This window comes from Laspinema olomoucense D3b (assembly GCF_025370785.1).
Taxonomy (GTDB): domain Bacteria; phylum Cyanobacteriota; class Cyanobacteriia; order Cyanobacteriales; family Laspinemataceae; genus Laspinema; species Laspinema olomoucense.
Window position 1 is genome coordinate 1 of the sequence record NZ_JAMXFA010000047.1, and the last position, 23,705, is coordinate 23,705.

Sequence of the window (23,705 nt, forward strand, 5' to 3'; positions counted from 1 at the left end):
CCTCCCCATCCTCCCCATCCTCCCCATCCTCCCCATCCTCCCCATCCTCCCCATCTCCCCCATCCTCCCCATCCTCCATCCCCAAACTAAAAGCCCCCTTGCTGACGGGTTTGGGGGCTTTGAAAAATCTCTAATTAGGCTGCGCGGTAAGAAGCAGTGAGACTTGAAACGTTAGGCTTGTCGAGAATAGTATTCAACCACCAGGAGCTCATTAATTTGTAGCGCGATCCATTCCCGCTCAATAACTCCATTGACCTTGCCTTCTAGTTTGTTCTTGTCAAACTCTAAATGGCTAGGCATATTGGCTAATCCAGGAGATTGCAAGTTAGCTTGGACCATCTGGCGAGATTTTTCCCGATCGCGGACGGCAATTTGATCTCCGGGACGGCAATTGTAACTGGGAATATCAACAACCCGACCATTAACCGTGAGGTGACCGTGATTGACCAGTTGCCGTGCGGCTGGAACCGTGGGTGCCATTCCCATACGGAAAATGGTATTATCCAGACGCATCTCTAACAGTTGTAGCAGCACTTGACCCGTAGAACCCGTGACGCGACGGGCGCGACGAACATAGCGCAGCAGTTGCTTTTCGCTCAGACCATAGTTAAAGCGCAGTTTTTGCTTTTCTTCCAAACGGACTGCATATTCTGAGCGCTTTTTGCGGGCTTGCCCGTGCTGACCTGGGGGATAGGCGCGCTTAGGAGTTTTGCGCGATAATCCGGGCAGTTCTCCTAAACGGCGTACTATTCTCAGTCTCGGGCCTCGATATCGTGACATTCCTTTTCCTCGTCAGTTGTTACACAGTTTTCCCAGACTCTCTAGTATAGATCTTTACTAGGTTCAGTTTCAAGTCTAACTTTAAATGACTTTGTGCTCAGAAACATCGGTTTAGGGTCAAATGTCCTGTTTTTTGTCATGAGGAGTCTTTAAATGATGATGATTCGGAAAATTCGCAGTCGCCTGGGGAGTAGCGCCCCAACTTATCCCAACTCTCCCCGGCAACGGTGGCGCAAGGGCGGACTGTTGGGGCTTTCTCTGGTGGCTCTAACGGTGGGTCTCATCCCGTTAAACCCGGGACCGGCAGAGGCCAGAAAAAATGCTTACGATCGCTGTGCTGCGGAGTTACTCGATCGCCAACTGCCTGCTGAAACAGTGGCCCTTGCCTGCTCTGCGGCCCTCCGTCCGGAAGAACTCTCCGAATGCGTGGCGGAGATTGATAACCGCACGGATATTTTGGCGGAGGATGCTCTAACTCGCTGTCAGCAGGTGCGCCGTCCTCTGGAGTTGGCCACCTGTGTGGTGGATATTAGCGATGATTCGACGGAAGGGGAAGCCCCTTTAATTCTCGATTTCTGTCGCCGCAGTTTGTTACCGGCTGAGTTTTCGGAGTGTGTGGTAGGGTTACAAAATCAAATTGACTTAGTGACTTCTCAGGCGATGTCGGTTTGCATTGATACTCGCGATCGCGTAGATTCACCCCTGCCTAATTTTATCCCCGGCAGGGAACCGCCAGCGCCCACTCGTCCCTCGCCAAATCTTCCGTCTACTTAATTCCCTACACCCTCAAGGGTGCGGCGTTTGCGGACAAAGCCCGCCTGGGCGGGCTACCCTAAGAAAAAGACTGTTACAGCCGGATTTGGTTTGCCAGCCCTTACTTCCAAAAAAATGCCCTCATTCCCCTTGACTACAGGAATGAGGGCATTTTTGCTGATGACTAAGATTAGGAGTGACACTCACAACCGGAGTGCCCACACCCCTTTCCATCCACATGACCATTGGCACAGGCATCAGAACAGTAGGGCTTGCCATCTTTCATGACGGCTTTATCCGTCGGGACCACGCACAGGCAGGATTCACAGGCGCATTTCATTTGAGTTACGGTTGTCATTGCTTGACTTCCTCCATTAATTCTGAATTCATCTTAACACATGAACAGCTATTCAGGTATTTTCTGTGTTTTTTTTTTAGAATTGCAGGACCACGGGAAGTCGCTGAGGCAGAGGAAGGCTGAAAGCCTCTGTTAGTAAGGACTTGAAAAAAGTTTTACTTTAGGGGTTGTCAAAAGACTTAAGTTCAGGTTATAGTAACTTCAGTGACGCGGGATAGAGCAGTCTGGTAGCTCGTCGGGCTCAATACGCAAGTTAACTAAACGCTTGACAGTTAGCATTGCGATGGGCTGCATACTAAGGAGACTGGTATGCGATCGCCTCTCAAATTCGGGGAAGCCGGTAGCGCGGTAATCCCGAGCCAAGCTCTGAACAAGAGAAGGTGTAGAGACTCGATGGGAGGCACCCTAACAGTTAAAGCTGAGGGTGAAGGGAGAGTCCAGACCACAAACTGGAAAAATTCCAGGCAACGAAAGTTGTAGATGGTACGCATAACCCGAAGGTCGGTGGTTCAAATCCGCCTCCCGCCATTACTAAAACAAAACCCTGTAATCTTAAATGATTGCAGGGTTTTGTTTTTGGTCATTGGTCATTGGTCCTTTGCAGTCGTTATCCGGTGTTCAACGTCCCGCCTTCAGGCGTTATCCGGTGTTCAACGTCCCGACTTCAGTCGTTATCCAAGAATGGGGGTCAGAAACCGGGTTTCTTGCGACAATTTCTAGAAAATAGCAAAAATCTCGGTTAGAAACCCGGTTTCTAGTCTTGGTAGGGGGTCAAAAACCGGGTTTCTGGTCCTAGGGTTGTCCCCTCATTCTAAGGTGATCGTAAAATCCGCACTGTAATAGTAGAGGTGGAAGTGTAACCCCAGCCGTTAAAATGGAAATAGATAAAGAAGGGCGATCGCGTATCGGAACTGTTTGCCCCCGGTTGCCCCACGAATCAAGATCTATAAAGAAAGTGGGATAATTTTATGGCAGTTAAACTGCAACGACCTATTTTAATTGGTGGTTTGGGCTTATCATTTGGTCTGTGGGTGATGGAAAGTTTGCATCACTCCTGGGGACAGGCGGGGGAATTTGGGATACTCGGCGCGATCGCAGTGGGGACCGGACTTTGGCTGTTCAAAAAACGGGAACCGGCAACGATTAAACCGATCGCCGCTGAATCGGTAACCCCTGAGATGCTGGAAAAAGCCAAAAGCCAAGCAGAAGTTGCGATCGCCAAAATTGAGGCAGAGGCAGGGGATGCCAAAATCATTGCTGACTTAAGAACTCGCCTAGGACAACTCTCACCCTCTGCGACGCGGAATACACTCCATCTGGCGATCGCCGGGGGTAAAAGTACCGGCAAAACCAAAGTAATGCAATGGTTGCAGTCGAACTGGCAGTCACAAACCGATAAAACCCTAACCTTTGGGGAAATTCCTGCTTTGTTTACGGCAAGGGATGCGGATGAAGGGTTACCGTTACAAGCGACTGCGGCATGGAAACAGGCGATCGCTGCGGATGTAGTGGTATTTTTGACCAGTGGTGACTTAACGGACTCGGAATTTCAAGCCATCCAACAACTGACGATCGCAGCGGTCCCGGTTTTAGTCGCCTGGAATAAAAAAGACCAGACTTTACCGGAACAACAGGCGGGAATCTTGCAGCGTGCGATTGATCGCCTGGGGTTGACATTAAATCCTGAAAATGTAGTAGCAATTTCCGTGGCACCCAATCCAGTCAAAGTGCGGCAACATCAAAGTGATGGGACAACGGTTGAGACAATGGAACAACCGCAACCGGAAGCGACTGCGTTGATGACGCGGTTACAGGAGATGGTGAAACAAGAAAGCCAACAGTTTGTGCTCGCGCAAAGTTACCGGCAGGCAGTCGCCTTAAAAGCTGAGGCACAACAGGTATTAAACCAACTGCGTCGCGATCGCGCCATGCCAGTGATTGAGAAATATCAGTATATTTCCGCTGCGGCAACCTTTGCCAATCCAGTGGCAGCCTTGGATTTGTTAGCCACAGGTGCGGTTACGACGCAATTAATTGTCGAATTAGGGGAGATTTATCAGCATCCCTTTTCCTTTGACCGAGAAAAGGCGATCGCTGCTGCAATGGGGGAACAACTGGTAAAACTGGGAGTGGTGGAACTGTCTACCCAAACCATTTCAGCCATCCTCAAAACCAACGCCGTCACGTATGTTGCCGGGGGAGTTGTTCAAGGGATTAGCGCCGCCTATTTAACTCGGTTAGCGGGTTTGAGTCTGGTTGAATACTTCCAGGCGCAAGACGTGAGTGCAGAGTCCGGGATTAATTTGGAACAACTGAGTGAAACTTTAAAAATGGTGTTCCAGCAGAATCAGCGAATGGCATTTTTGCAAGGATTTGTCAAGCAGACTGTCACGCGATTCGTACCCGAATCGAAAAAGTCGGAAAGCCTCACTGCACAAGTGAAGGCTTTACAGGAGAATAGAATAGCAGAGCGTGTAGCGATTCCGAACCTTGAGCCAAGCACCTAAGACCCCCAACCCCATCCCCTCCTCTGCCGATTTGAATGGTTCAAACCGGCAGGATGTCCAGTATATGAACCGAGCACGCGCCAGCATACGGCAGGCGCAGTCTTTCTATTCCCAACAACGGCGATCGCGGCAGCAGGCGATGGATGTCAAGCAGCTTGCAGCGATGCAGGCACAACTCGATCGCCTGTCAGCTACCCTAGAACGACTTGACGGCGGAATGATTCGCATTGCCGCTTTTGGGTTAGTCAGTCGGGGTAAATCCACGGTGTTAAATAGTTTGATGGGTCAGAAAATCCTGACAACGGGACCGATTCACGGGGTGACCCAATGGCCGCGATCGGTACAATGGGATGTCGGGGGAAATCTGGCGGTGGAGTTGATTGATACCCCGGGATTGGATGAGGTTGAGGGTCAAGTGCGATCGGAGATGGCGCGGAATATTGCTCGCGCTGCGGATTTGATTTTATTTGTGGTGTCTGGGGATATTACCCGGACGGAATACGAAGCACTCTGTGAGTTGCGCCGGACTCAGAAGCCGTTAATTTTAGTGTTTAATAAGATAGATTTGTATCCGGAACAGGACCGGCAGGCGATTTATCGACAGTTACAGTATTTTGCCTCAGCCAAGCAGAAGCGGAAACAGGCAGCGGTAGAGAGTGAGGATGATTGGGTTGAGGTGGATGAGACTCCGAGCGATCGCCTGCCGCATCAAGAGGATATTGTTATGGTAGCAGCGGACCCAGCCCCGTTGCAAGTGAGAATTCAATGGCCCGATGGTCGAGTGTCTTACGAGTTGGAAACACCGCCACCGCAGATTGAGGAATTGAAGGACAAGATTTTGCAGGTGGTGCAGGAACAAGGGCGATCGCTGTTGGCGATTAATGCCTTAGTCCAGGCGAAAGATGCTCAAGAAGAGTTAGCCAAGGCGAGTATAAAAGCGCGACAAGAACAGGCGGAGACGTTAATTTGGCGTTTTGCTCAGTATAAGGCAGCAGCGGTGGCGCTGAATCCGTTGGCGCTGTTTGATGTTTTGGGGGGTGCGATCGCTGACTTGCTGTTAATTCGGGCATTGGCGCGGTTGTATGGATTGCCAATGACAGGATATGAGGCGGGTAAGTTATGGCAGCAAATTTTATTTAGCAGTGGCGGGGTCCTGCTGAGTGAGTTGGCGAATGGATTGTTTATGGGATTTGGCAAGAGTGCAGCGGCGATTATCGGTGCATCGGGAGATGTCGGGGGGATGACTGGGTATGTCGGCGCGGCGATCGCGCAAGCATCCGTTGCCGGATTTGGAACCTATAAAGTCGGACAAGCGGCACAAGTCTACTTAGAACAAGGCTGCACCTGGGGACCATTGGGTGCAAATACCGTCATTCAGGATATTTTATCCCAAGTAGAACCCAACACCGTCTTATATCGCCTCCGCGAGGAATTGCAGCAACAATTAGAGGTGAAAAATTGAATCAATCTCGCACCCTGGAAGGGTGGGGCACTTGCGGACAAAGCCCGCCTGCGCGGGCTAATTTTAAAAACCTCTTAACAAGCAAATTTCAGATAATTTTTGCCCCATTCTAACTCCCCCCCTTAGCAACGCCATCGGGCTGGGGGGGGTTCCCTCCAAATCCCGTAATAATCCTAATATAAAATCAAACCTAAATCCAACACAAACCCCGGCAACACATCTTCTCCAGAGAGTGTTTCAGGAGAATCAATGATTTCCACATCTGGCCCAGGACGATAAACTTCCACTCGCAGATTTTGACGGTCAATTAACCATCCTAACCGCACCCCATTTTCCAGATATTCCAACATTTTATCCTGTAATTCTTTCAAAGAATCACTAGCCGAACGTAATTCCACCACAAAATCGGGACACAAGGGAGCAAATTGCTGCTTTTGTTCCTCCGTCAACCCATCCCACCGCGCTTTTTGAATCCACGAAGCATCGGGCGATCGATTTCCACCTTTGGGCATTTTGAATCCAGCAGAAGAGTCAAAGGGAACACCCAAATCATTCGTATCCGTCCAATTGAATAACTGCTGAATCAGTCTACCATTCCGATTTCCCGTATCGCTGCCTGTGGGTGGCATAATAATTAATTCTCCCGTTGCCGTCCGTTCAAAGCGTAAATCGCGGTTGTTTTGACAGAGGTGAAAAAACTGCTCATCGGTTAAATCTAAGGTTAATTTCACCGGAGTAAACGGTTCGAGGGTCGCTACTTCCATAATTTTATCCCAATCCTTTGTTTAAATATTTGCCATCGAATTGTACTGAAGTTAATATAAAACAGGACCTAAATCCAAAACAAACCCCGGCAACACATCTTCCCCAGATAGGCTTCTAGGAGACTCAATGATTTCCACCTCTTGCCCAGGGCGATAAATTTCCACTCGCAAATTTTGACGGTCAATCAACCATCCTAACCGCACTCCATTCTCCAGATATTCTAACATTTTATCCTGTAATTCTTTCAAGGAATCACTAGCCGAACGTAACTCCACTACAAAATCGGGACAAAGGGGCAGAAATTTCTCGCGTTGGTCCGGAGTTAAGGCATCCCAACTTGCTATATTCACCCAAGAGGCATCGGGGGAACGATTTCCCCCTTTAGGTAATTTAAAACCCCCATTCGAGTCAAACGCTTTCCCTAAATTATTTTGCCGACTCCAGCCTTGCAACTGATAAGAGAGTTCGATGTTACGATTGCTGGTTTCTCCTCCCGTCGGCGGCATAATAATTAATTCTCCTGTTGCTGTCCGTTCAAAGCGTAAATCTCGGTTGTTTTGACAAAGTTGAAAAAACTGATCATCGGTTAAATCGAGGGTTAATTTAACCGGGGTAAACGGTTCGAGGGTTGCCACTTCCATAGTTTTATCCCAATTGGTTATATAAGGGAACGGGTTCTACTATTTCCTATTGATACCTATGTTAACCCATTCCGCACAGAGGGCAATGGGGGCGGGATTGAAAAAAGGCTCTTTTGCAAATGGGCTAAGTTCTGGTAAAATTAGCTGGTGGGATAGGGAAACTTGTCATGGGTCCCTAGTCCTTTGTCATTTGGATTGTTGAATACTCAGGACTAACCACCAATGACAACTGACCAACAACCAATGACCAACAACCAATGACCAATGACCAATGACCAATGACCAAGCACCAAAAACAGAGTCTAGCCCTAGTTTTATTTCTCCTGCGTTGCCGCCTCAGTTTATGGCGGAACATCCTCCTGCCGATCGCCCGATTCGGTTGGGGATTATGGCGTCGGGGAGTGGGAGCAATTTTGAGGCGATCGCGGAAGCAATTTCCAGCGGACAACTCCATGCCAAAATTCAAGTTTTGATTTATAATAATCCCCAAGCCAAGGTTTTAGAACGGGCTAATCGATGGCAGGTTCCGGCGGTTTTACATAACCATCGGGATTATGCTAGTCGAGAAGATTTAGATGCAAAAATTATTGAAACTTTGCACGAGCATGATGTAGAATTAGTGGTAATGGCCGGTTGGATGCGGATTGTGACGCCGGTTTTGATTGATGCGTTTCCTAACCGAATTTTGAACTTGCACCCGAGTTTATTACCGAGTTTTAAAGGCGGTCATGCGGTGGAAGATGCGATCGCCGCTGGGGTGAAAATTAGTGGTTGTACGGTGCATTTGGTCGCGCCGGAAGTGGACAGTGGGAAGATATTAATGCAAGCAGCAGTTCCCGTATTTCCTAATGATACGCGAGACAGTTTGCACGCTCGAATTCAGGTCCAAGAACATCACATTTATCCCCTGGCGATCGCCATAGCTGCTGCGGGTATCCATCGGCGATCGGCCCGGTAATACAAAATCCGGGTATGAAAAGTCCGTTTTTTTGTCTTAGCCTGCGTAGGCAGGCTTTGTCCGTGTAGCCTCCGGGCTTGACGCTGCGGGTATAGTTTAATCGAGCGATCGCCCTTCGTTGCCCGTTTTACCGAGTTTCCACAACACACTAGAAATCAAATTAGTCACAATGTGCGCTGTGATGGGAACAAACAAATTCCCAGTGATCAGCGCACTGCCGCCTAAAATGATACCCACTACCGTCGCCCACACCATATAGGGCCATTGTTGAAGTCCACTGAGATGTAATACGCCAAAGCATAAACTCGATAGGATTAAACCCACCGCATTCAAGCCGATCGCCGGAAGCATCACCCCGCGAAATAACAGTTCCTCACTCAGTCCTGGTAATAAACCCAACCACACTAAATCCGGCCAGACTAGGGGTTCTAAAACGATTTGTAGATAGAAGTCCGCACAGCGCCGATATCCCGGCCACAAGCGATAAACTAGGGAACTGGTGGCGCTGATGGCGAGTCCTAACCCCACCCCAGAGGCGATCGCCACTCCATCCCAACCCCAACCCAGTCTCGTGACATTCCCAAAGTATAGCCAGAGTTTGGCTATGCCAAACAAGACGATCGCCGTTACTCCCATCCCCATGAGAATTTGAGTCCGGGTAAAGGTTTCCAGTTGTGGATCGTTCGGAAGCTGTTGTGTCACGGCTGTTCTCAGTTTACAAGGTAGATGATTGACACCAAGTGCTAAACTTTCCGATGCGACTTCCGACTGGGCGATCGCCACAGTTAATCCGAAAGGCATTGCAGAGAGGAGAGACTTGGACTTAGGGCAGTTGGGGCAATTCCTCCCCGATGCGCCACCAACCAACCCAGGGCTTCTAAGTAAGAGCTTACCTCAATGGCGGGTACTCCCAGACTCGCTGGGGGGACTTGCATCTGAGTTTGATTCTCTCGGACAGCAATAATCTGGGCAGATTGGTGACTTAAACTTAACACAGCGCTGCCTCCGGCTGCTGTAGCAGGTATGACGAGGGCATTGACTTGTTCAGCCCAGATATCCGAAGCTTGACAATAGGGGGATTTTGTGCTAATAAATTGAGGAGCGCGACTCAGCCCAGCCAGCACACAGGGTAAAAAAGTATAGCCTATTTCTTCGGCAGCGGAACGGGGAGAGATATCCGGATCGAGGGGAAGGGGTAACAAGGCCGGGGCATGAGCACAGGGAATTTTGAAGGTACGAACGATCAAATGACTGATCACCGCTTCTGCACCAGCGAGGGGATCGACCCCAGTCCCGTGGCGATAGTTGTGGAGGGCTTCGCTTTCCATATCATCGGGAAATCGGGCAACCACGGCGATCGCCTCCGCTTTGGCTTCCTTAATTAACCGTTCAGCGGCCCTGAGTAAGCTATCTGGGTTACCAATGGTTCCCCAACTTGCACCAGCAGCAGAAGTCCGTAATTCGACCTTTAACGGGGCATCGGTGATGACATATTCAGTTAGATTTAAGCCTAAAGTTGCCCTAGTGGCATCAGCAGCTTGTAAGTGACGAATTCTCAGTTCCGGTTCCATCCCACAGTCGAGGATTAAACCGATACGATTTTGATGGACAGGTTGTAGTCCCCAATCTCCTTTGGCAAAGCAGTCGAGTCCGTATCCTTCCACATAGAAAGCATTAGAAATCGGCCAATATAATTGTGCGCCATTGAGGACATTAGGGTGAGTAATCAGGCGATCGCAAACTTGGGCGATCGCCCTCGCCACCGGCAACGCATCTCCCGCATAACCCCCAATAGCCGCCCCTACTCCCGTAGGGACGATTAGCATTACAGTGTAAGGACGTTGAAGCATAGGGATGGGGGAGATGGGGAGGATGGGGGAGATGGGGAGGACCGCCATCGAGATGGGGGAGATGGGGGAGATGGGGGAGAGGTTCGTAGTAACGACTGAAGTCGTTTCTTCTTCCCCCCTAATCCTTTATGCTTCCTGTACAGTCACCACCGCTTCTACAGCTACTTTTTGAGTTTCTTCATCTACCGAAGTTACCGCCCAACGCAGGGGTTCACCGCGTTTTTCCAGTTCCGTTTCAATGGCTTGCTGTAATTCAACTGGAGAGGCTTTTAAATCAATTTCAGCAGAGATAAAATGAGTCGTCATGGTCAAGAATTCCCTTGTAATTTATGGTCAGAATATTAACTACTTCAAAACCCAATTCTAACGATTAGTGACCGAATTGAGCTTCATAGACTTCATCTTCTTTTTCAGTCTCAATTTTGAGGTCTGAACGTGGGTAAGCAACACATAACAGGACATATCCCTGCGCTTGCATATCCGTGCCTACCCCCATACCATCAGATTGATCCACTGTCCCTTCTCCGATAATTTTCGCCGCACAGGTAGTACAGACTCCTGCATTGCAGGAACTCGGTAGATCTAGAATTCCTGCATCATAAGCAGCGCGAAGAATCTGTTTATCTTCTGGCACTTCAATCTTGTGGGAAGTGCCTTTATGGATAATTTCAACGGTATAAGTTTTGCCCATCGTCTCAGTTCCAGGAAATGACTTGCAGTGCGATTTTGCCCAATTTCTGAGCTTATCACTGATTGGAACGTTTTACTAGCCTCCAAGACTCAGAGCCCTCCCCTTGGCAAGGGGAGGGTTGGGTGGGGTCTCCGGAGCCCTCCCCTTAGCAAGGGGAGGGTTGGGTGGGGTCCATCCGGTGATGAAAAGGGGAGGGGACCGGAGAAAGAATTAATTCTTGTTTTCTTCCTGGAAATGGGGAACCCCACCCTAACCCGGACCTTGCCAAGGGGAGGGGACCGGAGAAAGAAGTAATTCTTGTTTTTTTTCTGGAGATGGGGGACCCCACCCTAACCCGGACCTTGCCAAGGGGAGGGGACTGGAGAAGGGTTTTAGCCGCCGCTTCTGAGTTTGTCTAGTACACTGCGGTCTTGTAGGGTTGAGGTATCTCCGGCGATTTCTTCCCCGGCGGCGAGATTGCGGAGGATACGGCGCATGATTTTGCCCGATCGCGTTTTGGGTAAATCATCGGTGAATCGGATTTCCGTGGGTCGCGCTAAAGCCCCTATTTCATTGACAACGTGCTGTTTCAAGGCTTTTTCCAGTTCCGGACTGGGGTCATATCCGCCCTCTAGGGATACGAAAGCAACGATCGCCTCGCCGCGTACTTCGTCCGGTTTACCCACTACAGCAGCTTCAGCGACGGACTCATGAGAGACTAAGGCCGACTCGATTTCCATTGTCCCTAAACGGTGTCCAGAAACGTTAATCACGTCATCGACACGACCCATTACCCAGAAATAGCCGTCCTCGTCGCAGCGTGCGCCATCTCCCGCAAAGTAAAGATAATGGCCGTCTTTGGGGGCGATATGTTCCCAGTAGGTGCGCCGGAAGCGGTCCGGGTCTCCGTAGACGGTGCGCATCATTCCGGGCCAAGGGTGCTTAATTACTAGATATCCGCCTTCGTTGGCGGGGACGGGACTGCCGTCTAAATCTACAATTTCCGCCAAAATTCCAGGAAAAGGACGAGTAGCAGAACCGGGTTTGGTGGGAATGGCACCGGGTAAAGGGGTAATCATAAATCCGCCGGTTTCGGTTTGCCACCAGGTATCGACTATTGGACAGCGATCGCCCCCAATGACATGAGAGTACCAGATCCAGGCTTCCGGGTTAATCGGTTCTCCAACAGTTCCCAATAATCTCAGGGAAGACAAATCCCGGGCGTTGGGATGTTCGTCCCCCATTTTGGTGAAGGACCGAATCGCGGTGGGGGCCGTGTAGAAGATGGTGACCCCATATTTTTCGATGACATCCCAAAAACAACCAGGGTTTGAGGGTCGTGGTGCACCTTCATACATCACCGTTGTTGCACCATTGGACAAGGGTCCATAGACGATATAGCTATGACCCGTAATCCAACCCACATCAGCAGTACACCAATAGACATCGGTTTCTTGGAGGTCAAAGGTCCATTGCAGGGTGACATGGGTGTAAAGGTTGTATCCCGCAGTGGTATGGACGACGCCTTTGGGTTTGCCAGTAGTCCCGGAAGTGTAGAGGATAAAGAGTAAGTCCTCGCTGTCCATCGGTTCTGCGGGACAGTTGGCGGAGGCGGTGGGTTGCAGTTCATGCCACCAGCGATCGCGGTCCGGTTTCATGGCGATTTCTTGTCCAGTGCGTTTGACAACCAGAACGTGTTCAACACTGCTGGCCCCTAGGTCTAGGGCTTTATCTACTTGCTCTTTCAGGGCAACAATGGAATCTTTACGCCACCCGCCATCGGCAGTAATCACCAGTTTAGCTTGGGCATCTACCAGGCGGTCCTTGAGGGATTCGGCGCTAAATCCGCCAAAAATCACCGTATGGGCGGCCCCGATCCGCGCACAGGCAAGCATTGCAATTGCTGCTTCGGGAATCATCGGCATATAGATACCGACGCGATCGCCTTTTTTCACCCCCATCTCTTTAATCACATTTGCCATTTGGCAGACTTCCCGGTGCAATTGGGCGTAGGTGAGGGTCCGGGAGTCCCCTGGTTCTCCTTCCCAAATCAGGGCCGCTTTATTTTTGCGGTGGGTGGTGAGGTGGCGATCGAGGCAGTTGTAGGAAATATTCGTCTGACCCCCGACAAACCATTTAGCATTGGGGGGTTGCCAGTCGAGGACTTTATCCCACTTTTTAAACCAGTGCAGTTCTTTTTCTGCAAGCTGTTCCCAAAACTGTTCCGGATTGGCGGCAGCTTGGTCATAAAGCGCCTGGTACTCTTCTAAACTCTTGATGCGAGCATTTTTGGAAAATTCCTCTGATGGCGGAAACTGCCGTTTTTCGTTCAGAATTGATTCAATCGTGGGTTGGGACATGGTTGTTACAGTCTCTATGTTTGGGCTTATTTATTATTTTTGATCCAGAAGGGCACTTAAAACCTTGAGATTTTTTAAGCGGGGATTCACCCAGGACCGATGACCGACGAGTGATAAAATCCCCTAAACTAGAGGATGGTAAGCGTTAAGGTGAATTGGTCATTGGGGATTTGTCCTGTGTCATTCGGATGAATAAGCAACGACCAAGGACTAACGACAAATAAACCTCTTGCAACATTCTCGATTGATCCCCCCAAACCCCCCTTAAAAAGGGGGGCTTAAGAGATTTAGGCAAGAGGTCCAATGACAAAGGACAAACAACAAAGGACAAAGGACAAATCACCCATGACCCTCTATCTCGGCATAGACTTCGGGACTTCTGGTGCTCGTGCAGTGGCGATCGATGACCATGCAGGGATTCAGGCACAGGTGGATTTTCCCCTGGACCGACAAACCCCGGAACTGTGGCAGGAGGGGTTATTTGCGTTACTGGACCAACTTCCTCTATCGGTGCGCCAGTCCATCGGCGCGATCGCCATTGATGGGACGTCCTCTACGGTGTTGCTGTGCGATCGCAGCGGGGCTCCGGTAGTGGAACCGATTCTCTACAATGATGCTCGGGGGATCACGGTGATGGAGACTTTACGGGAAATCGCCCCGCCCAATCATCCGGCGATCGGGGCGACTTCCAGTTTGGCAAAGCTGTTATGGTATGCCCGTCATCCCAAATTGTATCCCGATGCCCTTCATCGCGTGGCGACTACGGGTTTATTCTTTCTGCATCAAGCGGATTGGCTGGGTTTTCAACTTCATGGTCAAATTGGCATCAGCGACTACCACAATGCCCTGAAATTGGGGTATGACCCCGAGCATTTATTTTATCCTGAATGGTTACGACTGGCCTTGCCGCAACTGTTTACCAAGTTTATTCCCTATTTACCTCATGTGGTCAAACCGGGAACCCCCATCGCCCCGATAACCGCAGAAATGGGCGATCGCTTTGGGTTGCCTGCGGATTGCGTAATTTGCGCCGGAACTACAGATAGTATTGCCGCATTTTTGGCATCCGGTGCCAGGGAACCGGGAGAGGCGGTGACTTCCCTGGGTTCAACGGTGGTACTCAAGCTTTTAAGTCGCGATCGCGTGGATGATGCGCGCTATGGGATTTATAGTCATCGTCTCGGCAATTTATGGCTAACGGGCGGGGCATCCAATACCGGAGGGGCGGTCCTGCGTCAGTTTTTCAGCGATCGGCAACTGGCAGAATTCAGCGAAAGCATTGACCCAACCCTGGAAAGTCCTCTGAAATATTATCCTCTGCTTAAACCCGGGGAACGCTTTCCGTTAAATAATCCGGAACTGCCACCGCGATTAGAACCCCGTCCTAACTCCGATGTGGAATTTTTGCATGGATTATTAGAAAGCATCGCCCGCATTGAAGCAAGGGGATATGAAGTGTTACAAGAGTTTGGGGCCACGGGTCTCAAGCGGGTTTATACCGCTGGTGGCGGGTCCAAAAACCCCACCTGGACGGCAATTCGCCAGCGTCGTTTGAATGTTCCGGTAATCACGCCGACTCACACAGAAGCGGCCTATGGTGCCGCATTATTGGCCCGAATGCAGGACCGGGGCTAATTTGGAATTCGGTTGTCAACGTTTAACGTTTATAAAAACCGTCACCCTGAAGGGTGGGGCTATACGAACAAAGCCCGCCTGCGCGGGCTAAGAGGGCTAGTGATGAGGTTTCCAAAACCCGTCACCCTTGAAAGTGTGGGTTCTCTTCAGCCCGCGCTTCTCGGGCTTCGTCCGTATAGCCTCCGGGCTTGACGCTGCGGGCCTCTCCAAGCAATTACCGACCTAATTCCCAGATATTGATGATGTTATCATTCCCCGCAGTCGCTAATCGTCTGCCATCGGGTCCCATTGAAACGGAAAAGATGGATTTTTCATGGCCCGTAAGGGTTTCCACTAATCTACCACTGGGGATATCCCAGAGTCGGACGGTGCGATCGTCACTGACTGAGGCAACGGTGCTTCCATCGGGGGTAATGGCAATTTGATACACCGGGAAGGAGTGACCCCGCAGGGTTTGCAACAATTGCCCACGATTCACATCCCAAATTTTCAAGGTATTATCATAACTGCCCGTGACGAGATTCTGTGCATCGGGGGTAAAGGCAACGGAACTCACCCAATCATCATGGGCGGGAATGGTGGTGATTAACTCCCCAGTATTCAGGTTCCAGAGTTTGACATTGTTATCCAGTCCCCCGGATGCCAATGTACCGCCATTGGGACTGAAAGCGAGGGTATTTACGCCGTCCTCATGGGCGCTCAAGGTGCGAATAATTTGCCCATTCTCGACGTTCCAGAGTTTAACTGTATTATCCCAACTGCCCGTCGCCAGGGTCCGGCCATCGGGACTAAATGCCACGGATCTCACCCCCTTTGTGTGACCATAAAGGGTATAAATCAACTGTCCGGTTTCCATGTTCCAAAGGTTGGCGGTATTGTCATCGCTACCACTGGCAAGGATTTGACCATTGGGAGAGATATCTAAGGCCCTCACGTCATCTAAATGAACAGAAGCGGTATAGTTCAGTTCTCCGGTGTCGGCATTCCAAAATTTGATGGTATCTTCATTGCTACCACTGACGACGACTGGGGCAGTGGGACTATAGGCAACGGCAAAAATTGGGAACGCGCGATCGCCAAAGGTGGTTAATAGTCGGGAACTGGGGGTGCCCTGTTGTGCCAACAATGGGGGGGCGCTGGCTAGAAAATGGAGGTCGATCGCCCCCAGGGTCGCGATTCCAGCTACGACTAAGGCGCTAAATTTTTTCCAGGACGAGGGCGTTAAGGTCATATTGGCTTTATTAGAAAATTAAGTGTTCACCTAGGATCTAACACTATTTTAGAGTTTAGATTCACGCATTTTTGAGGAAAAAGTTGACTTAATCCACCGTCCCCTCCTGCCACTTTTGCCACTGTTGTTGTAAATATTTTGTCCATTCCACGGCGATCGCCACTTCGGTAAAGGGAATCTGCACGGACTGTTTTGGGGATGGAAACAAAAATTCTAAGGCAATGGTCTTGGCTTGGAGATTTTCCGGCAGGGAATCGACTACCACGGGTTGGTGATTCACCAGCAGTTGCACTGACTGTACCTCTTTTAAGGAAAAGGTTTCTTGATTCACGGGACCTTTGCGCGTGGGTTTTCCCCAAGTCAGGCAGTCGCCCTTCTCTCCTAACACCGCATAAATATCATACTTAGTGCGATCGAACCCTTGTGCCCAAGTCTGATAGGCTTCCACCTTTTGATATTCGTTCCATCCCGCCCAAGCGAGTCCTATAAATAGGGCCAGCAAGGGTAACCACATCAGTCCTCTTTCCATCTCTTTAATCTCTGCGATCGCTATAATTAGAGCTTTCTTCAGCCCGCGCAGGCGGGCTTCGTCCGTATAGCCCCAGCCTTTAGGCTGCGGGGTTCTCATCAGACCTTTGAATACCGTATTCCGTCTAAAATCCAGGCGTTCTTTAGACGCCATCGCTCATTTTTAGTTCCCCAAATTAATTTAATTTTTGCATCGGGGCCGTTTGCGGGTCGATAATTTTTTGACCTCCTCGCATAAATTTAATCGCCAAGGACATCTTAGTTGCAGACCCAAAAACGTGAGACACTTCCCCAGGACCAAAAGTATCATGAACCACCATATCTCCCACCACCCAAGTCTCTTTTGCCGCCGCCCCTTTTTGCGTTTTTGCAGCCCCCGAACTGCGGCGAGTTTTTTCCTTGGGAACCGAATTTCCTTGCAGTAAATCCCGGGGTAATTCAGCTAAAAATCGGGAGGGTTGAGCGCGTTCATAAGACCCCCACAACCGACGTTCTAAGGCATGAGTTAAAAACAGTCGTTCCTGGGCGCGAGTAATCCCCACATAACAGAGTCGCCGTTCTTCTTCCAGACTGCGCGGGTCATTCACACTGCGGAAATTAGGAAATAAACCCTCTTCCATTCCCACTAAAAAGACCACGGGAAATTCTAACCCTTTGGCGGAATGAATGGTTAACAAAGACACCGCCTGTTCCCCTTCTTCTAAGTTGTCTAAATCTGAAGCAAGGGAAGCACTCGACAGAAATCCCGTTAAAGAATTGTCTTCATTTTCTTCGGCAAATTGGATGGTGGCGTTATACAACTGTTCAATGTTGGCCATGCGGTTTAACGCTTCATCGGTGTTTTCGAGTTTCAGGGCTTCCATATAACCGGATTCTTCCATAATCCCTTTAAGGACTTCGATCGCCGGTAAGGTTTCTACTTGTGCCTGCCATCGGGACATTAACTCAGAAAATTCTAGGACTTGTTTTACCGATCGCCCTGCTAGAGTTTTCACCGATGTCTCATCACTGAGAATTTCCCACAGGGGGACGTTTAACTGCTTTGCCGCTTCATCGAGACGATCTAATGTGGTTTTCCCGATACTGCGTTTGGGAGTATTAATAATTCGCCGCAAACTAATCGAATCCGAGGGGTTCGCAAGGGCGCGCAAATAGGCAACGGCATCCTTAACTTCTTTGCGATCGTAGAACTTCAACCCCCCCACCACTCGATAGGGGATATTCATTTTAACTAACACATCCTCAAACGATCGCGATTGAGCATTAGTCCGATACAAAATCGCAAACGAACCCCAATCCAACTCCGGATGCTGATTTTGCAACATCCGAATTTGATTCACCACATATTGCGCTTCATCTAAATCATTTTCGGTCCGATAACATATAATCGATTCCCCTTCTCCCCGGGTGGGACGCAACACTTTATCAATCCGTTCCGTATTATTCTCAATCAGTTTATTAGCAACTTCTAGGATATTTTCGCGCGATCGATAGTTTTCCTCTAATTTCACCAAAGTTTGGGTCTCTTCATCCTCTAAACCATCCCCAAAGTCTTGCTGAAACTCCAGCAAAATGGTATAATCGGCCATCCGAAATGAGTAAATCGATTGATCTACATCGCCCACCACGAACACCGAGCGATTTTCCCATTTTTTAAAGGACTTTGCCGCTTTTCCATTGGTCACCAACATCCGAATAAAATCATATTGAGTGCGGTTGGTATCCTGATATTCATCTACCAAAATATGCTGAAATTTGCGATGCCAATAATCCAAAACCTGGGCATCCTGCCGAAACAATTCCACCGGAATCCGAATCAAATCATCAAAATCTAAGGCATTATTCGCTGCCAAAGCATCCTGATACCGACTATAAACCTCCGCTACCTTGCGATTGCGGTAATTTGTCGGGTCATCCGCCTCTAAATCCCGAGGAGACCACCCCTTATTTTTCGCCCCACTAATTTCATACCGGATTTTGCGAGGCTCAAACTTTTTGCTATCCAAATTCATCTGTTTGATAACAATATCCTTAATGGCCGCTTGAGCATCGGACTCATCCAGAATAGAAAATTTGCGGTTCCATTGCCGCCCATTTTCATCTTTAAATTTTTCAATATCGTAACGCAAAATCCTGGAACAGAGGGAATGGAACGTGCCAATCCACAGAGGTTTAATGCTATTTCTCCACACCTGCGATCGCACCTGAGTTTGTTCCGCTGGTTCTAGGGCAGAAAAGGGTTTATCATACTTTTGTTCCGCTACAATATCGGCGAAAATCTTCTCAATCCGTTCCTTCATTTCCCGGGCCGCCTTATTCGTAAAGGTCACCGCCAGGATATCGTCAGGATGGACTTGATTACTGCGGATTAAATTAGCAATTCGATAAGTAAGCGCCCGAGTTTTGCCCGAACCCGCCCCGGCAACGACTAACAAGGGGCCGCAAAAATGTTCAGCAGCGCGACGTTGGTTTGGGTTCAGATGGGCCAGAAAGTCAAGGGTTGAGGTCATGGTTGAACGAAGCAAAAGCGGTAAGGGCTGAGAAACACCCGCACCCTGAAGGGTGGGGCGTTTGCGGACGAAGCCCGCCTGCGCGGGCTGAAGAGTAAAGCCGGTGTTTGACAACCGGATTTGGTATCAGATCTGCTTTGTAATTTTACCAAATTTGGGGACTGTTGGAATCTGATTCATACCGCCACTGCTTTTACTCATTTTCCTCAAAAATAGGCGGCCAAAGTTCAGAAACCAACAGTTCCCAACCCGGTAACAGTTCCGGAATCGTTAAAATTTCATCTCCTCGAAGTTGCAGCGGTTCCCCGGTAGGGCGATAAACGGTCACGGTTTGTTCATCTGGGTCAATTAAAATTGCCACTTGTGCGCCTTGTTCTAAGTATTGCTGGAGTTTCTGCTGGATCGGAGGAATGCGATCGCTTTGTGATTTAATTTCCACCACTAAATCTGGAACCAGTTCGGCAAAATATCGAATACTACGCCGCAACCGTTCTGCTTTTACAAAAGAAACATCCGGTGCTTTCAGATTACTATTCGGCAAAATAAACCCACCGGCAGAGTCAAAAACTCGTCCCAATCGACGCGGATTAATCCAAGCATAAAGCGCCGCAATTAACCGGACTCCAACCTCGCTGGATACGATATCTGAAGGTCCCATGATTGATATTTGGCCGTTTTCTAATTCTAATTGATAGTCCAACCCAGCTTGACTGATGACACCTTGAAGTATTTCAAGGTCTTTGATTGTTACGCTGGACATAATTTTTTGTTAAAGATAGGTCTTTTTAATTTTAGCACAGTTTAGCGAAAGAGTTAATAGTTAACTGAAAAACGGTAAATTTTTGATAATTTTACCCGGAAATTGCATATAAATGTGTAATTTGGCTACCCTTTAACCCATGTAATTTCGCGGGTAGCCTCTTCAAAGTAAGCAAATAAATTTATTCTTTTATAACTCAAGTAAATTTGATAGTTTCCGCATTCTTACTGAGGTTCAATAATAAACGAGCATTCCTTAATAATTCTTAAAGATTAACCCACCCACCAATTCACTCATATCGAGTACAATAATCCCTTAATCTTCAAAACCGCGCATCTATGAACCTTCGCCTGTTCGCTGCGATCGCCTTCCTCTCCTTGGTCTGTGTGGGGTGTGATTCTAACCCTTTGGCACAACAACTCCCAGGAGGCGCACCCGTAACTACAACATCTCCAACGGTGACAGAACGTTATGATTTACAAATGAATCAAAGCGAAATCGTGATGCGCTTGACAGAAGTCGCATTCGCTGAAGATAGTACAATTGTAACATTATCCATCACCAATGGCCGCCGAGAGGTCATCAAAATTGATCCTGAAAAAGAACATATCTTTATTTATGATGACAAAAATAATAAATATAATCTAGCTATTCCTCCAGATAATCCCCTGATTCAAATCCCACCGGGTACGACGCTTAACGGTCAATTTGTATTTATGGGTCGGTTATTGCCGGAAGTTAACTCAATCCGATTACAAAATAGAATGGAGTGGGTCCGGGCTAATTCTTCTTCCCGACAGTGGACTCAATTTGATATGACAAATATTGAAATTTCCAGAAATTCCGAAAATGACCCAACCAATTAAATCCTTAAATCTAGTAATCGCCTCTAGCTTGCTGTTGACGACTAACGCTTGCCAAAATCCCCAGCAAAACTCATCCAAAATTACCACCTATGAAATCGTCCCTGTTCCTGTCACTCAATTAGAAAAGGTTAACCAGACCCCTAGGACAACATGGACCTTTAAACCTGTTCCCATGAGCAGGATTGACCCTCAATTTCTGGCTAAAAGGAGACCAACCGTAGAAACCCCACCTCCACAAACTCCAGTACCCGTAGAAACAACACCAGAACCGAGTTCAGCAACCACAGAAACCCTCCCTCCTGCGACTTCAGTCCAAGTAGAACCGCCACCGGAACCGACTGTAGGTACTGCGGAAGAAGACCCGACCGATTCAACCCGAATTATGGTAGAAACGGTGTTGCCGACGCCCACTGAGGTGGAACAGACCCTCACCGAATTAAATGCAGAAACCACCATTGAAGGGATTAAATTCAATCTCTCCGACAATATTTTATTTGAATTTGATAAATATCACGTCCGGGCGGCAGCTAAACCGACTTTGGAAAAAGTCAATCAAGTGTTGACCCATTTTAAGGATGCCCAAATCTTGATTCATGGACATACAGACAGCAAAGGAACCGATGAATATAATATAGAATTGTCGCAAAAACGAGCAGCGGCAGTGAAATATTATTTTGTCAATAATTTTCAAGCGGAACCTACCCGCATCCAAACCAAAGGGTTAGGAAAAAGTCAACCGATCGCCCCGAATACAAATCCTAATGGTTCTGATAATCCCCAGGGACGGGAAAAAAATCGGCGGGTTGAATTTACCATTCAAACAGAAACTCGGACGGTAGAAATTGCGCCCAATTCCGACCCCTTTGGGGAAGCAGTTAAGAAGGCAACGAGTGCAGCAACCCTGACACAAGCGGCTAAAACTCCCCAACAGTGGTTACAAGTCGCCAAACAATGGCAAGAGGCGATCGCATTCATGGAGGCAGTCCCCCAAAATAATGCCAATTATGTTATGGCTCAAGTCAAGGTGATAGAGTATCAGAATAACTTGAAGTATGCTCAGAAAAATGCGGGATTGATTTAAAGGCAATCAAAAGCTATATTCGCTTGAATCCCCGAGGGGAGTGGTTTAAAAAAAAATAGTTTCCAAAACGGTAACCGATTCCTCAACCGCGTCCTTAAGGTGTCAGACTAGCAATAGATGAATCCAAGAGGAAACTTTACCCATGAACCGATTAATGCCGACAAACCTGAATCTTTTAAGTCCGATCGCCGCTGTTGCCCTCGCCTTGGGGATGTTTGGGATTAGCCCCAATATGGATGCAGTTTCTGCCCAGGAACAACCCTCTCGCAACCTCACCGTCACGGGACAGGGAATTGTCGGTATTCCCACCACCTTAACAGAGGTGAGATTAGGGGTAGAAGTGCAGGGAAAAACTGCCCAAGAGGTGCAACAAGAGGTAGCAAGGCGATCGCAAGCCGTGGTAGAACTGTTGCGATCGCGCAATGTGGAAAAACTCCAAACCACTGGCATACAACTCAACCCCTTGTATCGCAGTAATGACAACGCAGCGCCTACGATTACCGGCTATTCTGCCTCAAATATTGTCAGTTTTCGTCTTCCCACCGATCGCGCCGGAACTTTGTTAGATGAAGCAGTCAATGCCGGTGCAACCCGCATTGATGGAGTCAGCTTCACCGCTGCCGATGCAGCAATGGAAACCGCCCGCCAGCAAGCGATTCGCGCCGCCACCCAAGACGCCCTCACCCAAGCGGATACCGTTTTATCGGAACTCAATCTCACTCGGCGAGAAATTGTCAAAATACAAGTCAATTCCGCCATGCCCTATCCACAACCGATGTTCTCACGCATGGAAGCAGCAGCGGATTTTTCCACCCCAGTTATCGGAGGCGATCAGCAGATTTCCGCCTCAGTGACTCTGGACATTAGTTATTAAATCCCTCAACCGTCGGGGGTTACAACCCCCGCCCACACTTCCCGACCCCTTCTCCCCATACAAACTCCTCTCCAACACCCCGCACAAACAACAAAGGACCCATGACAAATGACAAATCTCAAACTACGCTATAATCCAACCCAGTAGCGTTGATAATAAACCAAGAGCGTGGGCAATAGTATTTCCAACAAACTTTTGGCAGGAAACCTCACGCTGACAAAAAATAAGATAAACTTACTTTAGCACACAACCAGGTTAAACCATGTCAAAAATAACCATTGATTTACCGGATGAAGTATTTTCTGCCCGTCGTCTTCCTCCCGAAGAATTTGTTAACGATTTGCGATTAGCAGCAGCGATTCATTGGTATCGAAAATCTGAGATATCTCAAGAAAAAGCGGCTCAAATTGCTGGACTCAATCGACGGGACTTTTTAGAGGCTTTGTCCCGAGAAAAAATTGATGTTTTTGCCGTTGATATGGAAGACTTACAAAGAGAACTAGAGCGTGGCTAACTTTCCGGCTATCAATACTTCACCCCTGATCTTCTTCAGTAAAACTGATTTATTAGCATTACTGCACGAAACGGTCAATTCGGATATCATTGTTCCTGAAGCTGTAGCCATAGAGATCCAAACTTATGGAGAACAAGACATAACCCTTCAAGCCCTTTCGTCTAAAAACTGGTTACTCATTCGAGAAACTCCTCCCATTCCTTCAATCATTGAAAATTGGGATTTAGGTGCAGGTGAGTCATCGGTTTTAGCTTGGGGATATACTAATCCTGGAACAGAAGTGATTTTAGACGATTTAGCTGCACGTCGTTGCGCTACTACTCTTAAAATTCCAGTTAGAGGAACCTTGGGTTTAGTCCTGATTGCAAAGCAAAGGGGCTTAATTCCCTCTGCACGGCCCATTATAGAGCGCTTGCGTCAAAGTGGGATGTATCTGAGCGATCGCATTGTCAATCAATCCCTCAAATCTGTAGGGGAATAAATGGCAAATTAACTTAAATTTGTTGATGTTCTGACATTAGTTTTGGCCATCGTTTTAATGATGGCTTGAGTTTGCTAGTTTTGAGGAGTATTTTAACATAAAATGTCGGAAAAATGCCAAA

General features: G+C 48.5%; 23 protein-coding genes. 10 read left to right on the forward strand and 13 right to left on the reverse strand.

Annotation, left to right across the window (positions count from 1 at the left end):
- Positions 1-171: 171 nt before the first annotated feature.
- Complete coding sequence (gene rpsD / locus NG792_RS24710; RefSeq protein ID WP_261197490.1) at positions 172-780, reverse strand: 30S ribosomal protein S4; 609 nt, start codon at positions 778-780, stop codon at positions 172-174.
- A 153-nt stretch (positions 781-933) separates the two neighbouring features.
- On the opposite strand from rpsD, the gene NG792_RS24715 reads away from it, so the two are divergent.
- Positions 934-1,554 (forward strand): hypothetical protein, encoded by a 621-nt coding sequence (locus NG792_RS24715; RefSeq protein ID WP_261197491.1) that lies wholly within the window; start codon positions 934-936, stop codon positions 1,552-1,554.
- Positions 1,555-1,723: 169 nt separating this feature from the next.
- On the opposite strand, the gene NG792_RS24720 is transcribed toward NG792_RS24715, so the two are convergent.
- Positions 1,724-1,891 (reverse strand): metallothionein, encoded by a 168-nt coding sequence (locus NG792_RS24720; protein WP_261197492.1) that lies wholly within the window; start codon positions 1,889-1,891, stop codon positions 1,724-1,726.
- A 968-nt stretch (positions 1,892-2,859) separates the two neighbouring features.
- Between NG792_RS24720 and NG792_RS24725 the strand changes: the two genes are divergently transcribed.
- A complete protein-coding gene (locus NG792_RS24725) occupies positions 2,860-4,398 on the forward strand; it encodes a YcjF family protein (protein ID WP_261197493.1) in 1,539 nt (512 codons plus the stop codon).
- Between the two features lie 64 nt (positions 4,399-4,462).
- Entirely contained in the window at positions 4,463-5,860 is a 1,398-nt protein-coding gene (locus NG792_RS24730; RefSeq protein WP_261237148.1) for a GTP-binding protein, read from the forward strand.
- Positions 5,861-6,033: 173 nt separating this feature from the next.
- Here NG792_RS24730 and NG792_RS24735 read toward each other — a convergent pair whose 3' ends face one another.
- Positions 6,034-6,624: a Uma2 family endonuclease gene (locus tag NG792_RS24735; protein WP_261237150.1), complete on the reverse strand. Its 591-nt coding sequence runs from the start codon at positions 6,622-6,624 to the stop codon at positions 6,034-6,036.
- A 51-nt stretch (positions 6,625-6,675) separates the two neighbouring features.
- A complete protein-coding gene (locus NG792_RS24740; protein ID WP_261237151.1) occupies positions 6,676-7,266 on the reverse strand; it encodes a Uma2 family endonuclease in 591 nt (196 codons plus the stop codon).
- Positions 7,267-7,537: 271 nt separating this feature from the next.
- Here NG792_RS24740 and purN point away from each other — a divergent pair, with 271 nt between their 5' ends.
- On the forward strand, positions 7,538-8,224 hold the full coding sequence (purN, locus tag NG792_RS24745) for a phosphoribosylglycinamide formyltransferase (protein ID WP_261198015.1): 687 nt from the start codon (positions 7,538-7,540) through the stop codon (positions 8,222-8,224).
- Positions 8,225-8,320: 96 nt separating this feature from the next.
- Here purN and NG792_RS24750 read toward each other — a convergent pair whose 3' ends face one another.
- The 5 genes from NG792_RS24750 to acs all read right to left on the reverse strand — a co-directional run bounded on the left by NG792_RS24750 (position 8,321) and on the right by acs (position 13,104).
- Positions 8,321-8,926 carry a CPBP family intramembrane glutamic endopeptidase gene (locus NG792_RS24750; protein ID WP_261198023.1) on the reverse strand — a complete coding sequence of 202 codons (606 nt, stop codon included), beginning with the start codon at positions 8,924-8,926 and terminating at the stop codon, positions 8,321-8,323.
- Between the two features lie 83 nt (positions 8,927-9,009).
- Positions 9,010-10,074 carry a DUF3326 domain-containing protein gene (locus NG792_RS24755; RefSeq protein ID WP_261198014.1) on the reverse strand — a complete coding sequence of 355 codons (1,065 nt, stop codon included), beginning with the start codon at positions 10,072-10,074 and terminating at the stop codon, positions 9,010-9,012.
- A 126-nt stretch (positions 10,075-10,200) separates the two neighbouring features.
- Entirely contained in the window at positions 10,201-10,380 is a 180-nt protein-coding gene (locus NG792_RS24760) for a DUF8621 family protein (RefSeq protein WP_261237152.1), read from the reverse strand.
- A gap of 64 nt (positions 10,381-10,444) precedes the next feature.
- Complete coding sequence (locus tag NG792_RS24765) at positions 10,445-10,765, reverse strand: 2Fe-2S iron-sulfur cluster-binding protein (RefSeq protein ID WP_261237153.1); 321 nt, start codon at positions 10,763-10,765, stop codon at positions 10,445-10,447.
- A 371-nt stretch (positions 10,766-11,136) separates the two neighbouring features.
- A complete protein-coding gene (acs, locus tag NG792_RS24770; RefSeq protein WP_261237154.1) occupies positions 11,137-13,104 on the reverse strand; it encodes an acetate--CoA ligase in 1,968 nt (655 codons plus the stop codon).
- A gap of 345 nt (positions 13,105-13,449) precedes the next feature.
- Between acs and NG792_RS24775 the strand changes: the two genes are divergently transcribed.
- Positions 13,450-14,739 carry an FGGY-family carbohydrate kinase gene (locus NG792_RS24775; RefSeq protein WP_261237155.1) on the forward strand — a complete coding sequence of 430 codons (1,290 nt, stop codon included), beginning with the start codon at positions 13,450-13,452 and terminating at the stop codon, positions 14,737-14,739.
- A gap of 214 nt (positions 14,740-14,953) precedes the next feature.
- On the opposite strand, the gene NG792_RS24780 is transcribed toward NG792_RS24775, so the two are convergent.
- From NG792_RS24780 to NG792_RS24795, 4 genes are all read right to left on the reverse strand, one after another.
- On the reverse strand, positions 14,954-15,970 hold the full coding sequence (locus NG792_RS24780) for a WD40 repeat domain-containing protein (protein WP_261237157.1): 1,017 nt from the start codon (positions 15,968-15,970) through the stop codon (positions 14,954-14,956).
- 88 nt (positions 15,971-16,058) lie between these two features.
- Complete coding sequence (locus tag NG792_RS24785) at positions 16,059-16,499, reverse strand: hypothetical protein (RefSeq protein WP_261237176.1); 441 nt, start codon at positions 16,497-16,499, stop codon at positions 16,059-16,061.
- A 175-nt stretch (positions 16,500-16,674) separates the two neighbouring features.
- Positions 16,675-19,008, reverse strand: coding sequence for a DNA helicase PcrA (pcrA, locus tag NG792_RS24790; protein WP_261237159.1), 2,334 nt, complete (start codon positions 19,006-19,008; stop codon positions 16,675-16,677).
- Positions 19,009-19,201: 193 nt separating this feature from the next.
- Positions 19,202-19,768 (reverse strand): Uma2 family endonuclease, encoded by a 567-nt coding sequence (locus NG792_RS24795; protein WP_261237160.1) that lies wholly within the window; start codon positions 19,766-19,768, stop codon positions 19,202-19,204.
- A 338-nt stretch (positions 19,769-20,106) separates the two neighbouring features.
- Between NG792_RS24795 and NG792_RS24800 the strand changes: the two genes are divergently transcribed.
- The 5 genes from NG792_RS24800 to NG792_RS24820 all read left to right on the forward strand — a co-directional run bounded on the left by NG792_RS24800 (position 20,107) and on the right by NG792_RS24820 (position 23,584).
- Positions 20,107-20,634: a hypothetical protein gene (locus NG792_RS24800; RefSeq protein WP_261237161.1), complete on the forward strand. Its 528-nt coding sequence runs from the start codon at positions 20,107-20,109 to the stop codon at positions 20,632-20,634.
- Positions 20,618-21,715 (forward strand): OmpA family protein, encoded by a 1,098-nt coding sequence (locus NG792_RS24805; RefSeq protein ID WP_261237162.1) that lies wholly within the window; start codon positions 20,618-20,620, stop codon positions 21,713-21,715. Before NG792_RS24800 ends, NG792_RS24805 begins: the two co-directional genes overlap by 17 nt.
- A 142-nt stretch (positions 21,716-21,857) precedes the next feature.
- Entirely contained in the window at positions 21,858-22,589 is a 732-nt protein-coding gene (locus NG792_RS24810) for an SIMPL domain-containing protein (protein WP_261237163.1), read from the forward strand.
- A 262-nt stretch (positions 22,590-22,851) separates the two neighbouring features.
- Positions 22,852-23,103 carry a UPF0175 family protein gene (locus tag NG792_RS24815; protein ID WP_261237164.1) on the forward strand — a complete coding sequence of 84 codons (252 nt, stop codon included), beginning with the start codon at positions 22,852-22,854 and terminating at the stop codon, positions 23,101-23,103.
- Positions 23,096-23,584 carry a PIN domain-containing protein gene (locus NG792_RS24820; protein WP_261237165.1) on the forward strand — a complete coding sequence of 163 codons (489 nt, stop codon included), beginning with the start codon at positions 23,096-23,098 and terminating at the stop codon, positions 23,582-23,584. Before NG792_RS24815 ends, NG792_RS24820 begins: the two co-directional genes overlap by 8 nt.
- The last annotated feature ends 121 nt before the right edge of the window (positions 23,585-23,705 follow it).

Coding starts and splice junctions, on each gene's coding strand:
- rpsD (WP_261197490.1), bottom strand. CDS start 780: ATGTCACGATATCGAGGCCCGAGACTGAGAATAGTACGCCGTTTAGGA.
- NG792_RS24715 (WP_261197491.1), top strand. CDS start 934: ATGATGATGATTCGGAAAATTCGCAGTCGCCTGGGGAGTAGCGCCCCA.
- NG792_RS24720 (WP_261197492.1), bottom strand. CDS start 1,891: ATGACAACCGTAACTCAAATGAAATGCGCCTGTGAATCCTGCCTGTGC.
- NG792_RS24725 (WP_261197493.1), top strand. CDS start 2,860: ATGGCAGTTAAACTGCAACGACCTATTTTAATTGGTGGTTTGGGCTTA.
- NG792_RS24730 (WP_261237148.1), top strand. CDS start 4,463: ATGAACCGAGCACGCGCCAGCATACGGCAGGCGCAGTCTTTCTATTCC.
- NG792_RS24735 (WP_261237150.1), bottom strand. CDS start 6,624: ATGGAAGTAGCGACCCTCGAACCGTTTACTCCGGTGAAATTAACCTTA.
- NG792_RS24740 (WP_261237151.1), bottom strand. CDS start 7,266: ATGGAAGTGGCAACCCTCGAACCGTTTACCCCGGTTAAATTAACCCTC.
- purN (WP_261198015.1), top strand. CDS start 7,538: ATGACCAATGACCAAGCACCAAAAACAGAGTCTAGCCCTAGTTTTATT.
- NG792_RS24755 (WP_261198014.1), bottom strand. CDS start 10,074: ATGCTTCAACGTCCTTACACTGTAATGCTAATCGTCCCTACGGGAGTA.
- NG792_RS24760 (WP_261237152.1), bottom strand. CDS start 10,380: ATGACGACTCATTTTATCTCTGCTGAAATTGATTTAAAAGCCTCTCCA.
- NG792_RS24765 (WP_261237153.1), bottom strand. CDS start 10,765: ATGGGCAAAACTTATACCGTTGAAATTATCCATAAAGGCACTTCCCAC.
- acs (WP_261237154.1), bottom strand. CDS start 13,104: ATGTCCCAACCCACGATTGAATCAATTCTGAACGAAAAACGGCAGTTT.
- NG792_RS24775 (WP_261237155.1), top strand. CDS start 13,450: ATGACCCTCTATCTCGGCATAGACTTCGGGACTTCTGGTGCTCGTGCA.
- NG792_RS24780 (WP_261237157.1), bottom strand. CDS start 15,970: ATGACCTTAACGCCCTCGTCCTGGAAAAAATTTAGCGCCTTAGTCGTA.
- NG792_RS24785 (WP_261237176.1), bottom strand. CDS start 16,499: ATGGAAAGAGGACTGATGTGGTTACCCTTGCTGGCCCTATTTATAGGA.
- pcrA (WP_261237159.1), bottom strand. CDS start 19,008: ATGACCTCAACCCTTGACTTTCTGGCCCATCTGAACCCAAACCAACGT.
- NG792_RS24795 (WP_261237160.1), bottom strand. CDS start 19,768: ATGTCCAGCGTAACAATCAAAGACCTTGAAATACTTCAAGGTGTCATC.
- NG792_RS24800 (WP_261237161.1), top strand. CDS start 20,107: ATGAACCTTCGCCTGTTCGCTGCGATCGCCTTCCTCTCCTTGGTCTGT.
- NG792_RS24805 (WP_261237162.1), top strand. CDS start 20,618: ATGACCCAACCAATTAAATCCTTAAATCTAGTAATCGCCTCTAGCTTG.
- NG792_RS24810 (WP_261237163.1), top strand. CDS start 21,858: ATGAACCGATTAATGCCGACAAACCTGAATCTTTTAAGTCCGATCGCC.
- NG792_RS24815 (WP_261237164.1), top strand. CDS start 22,852: ATGTCAAAAATAACCATTGATTTACCGGATGAAGTATTTTCTGCCCGT.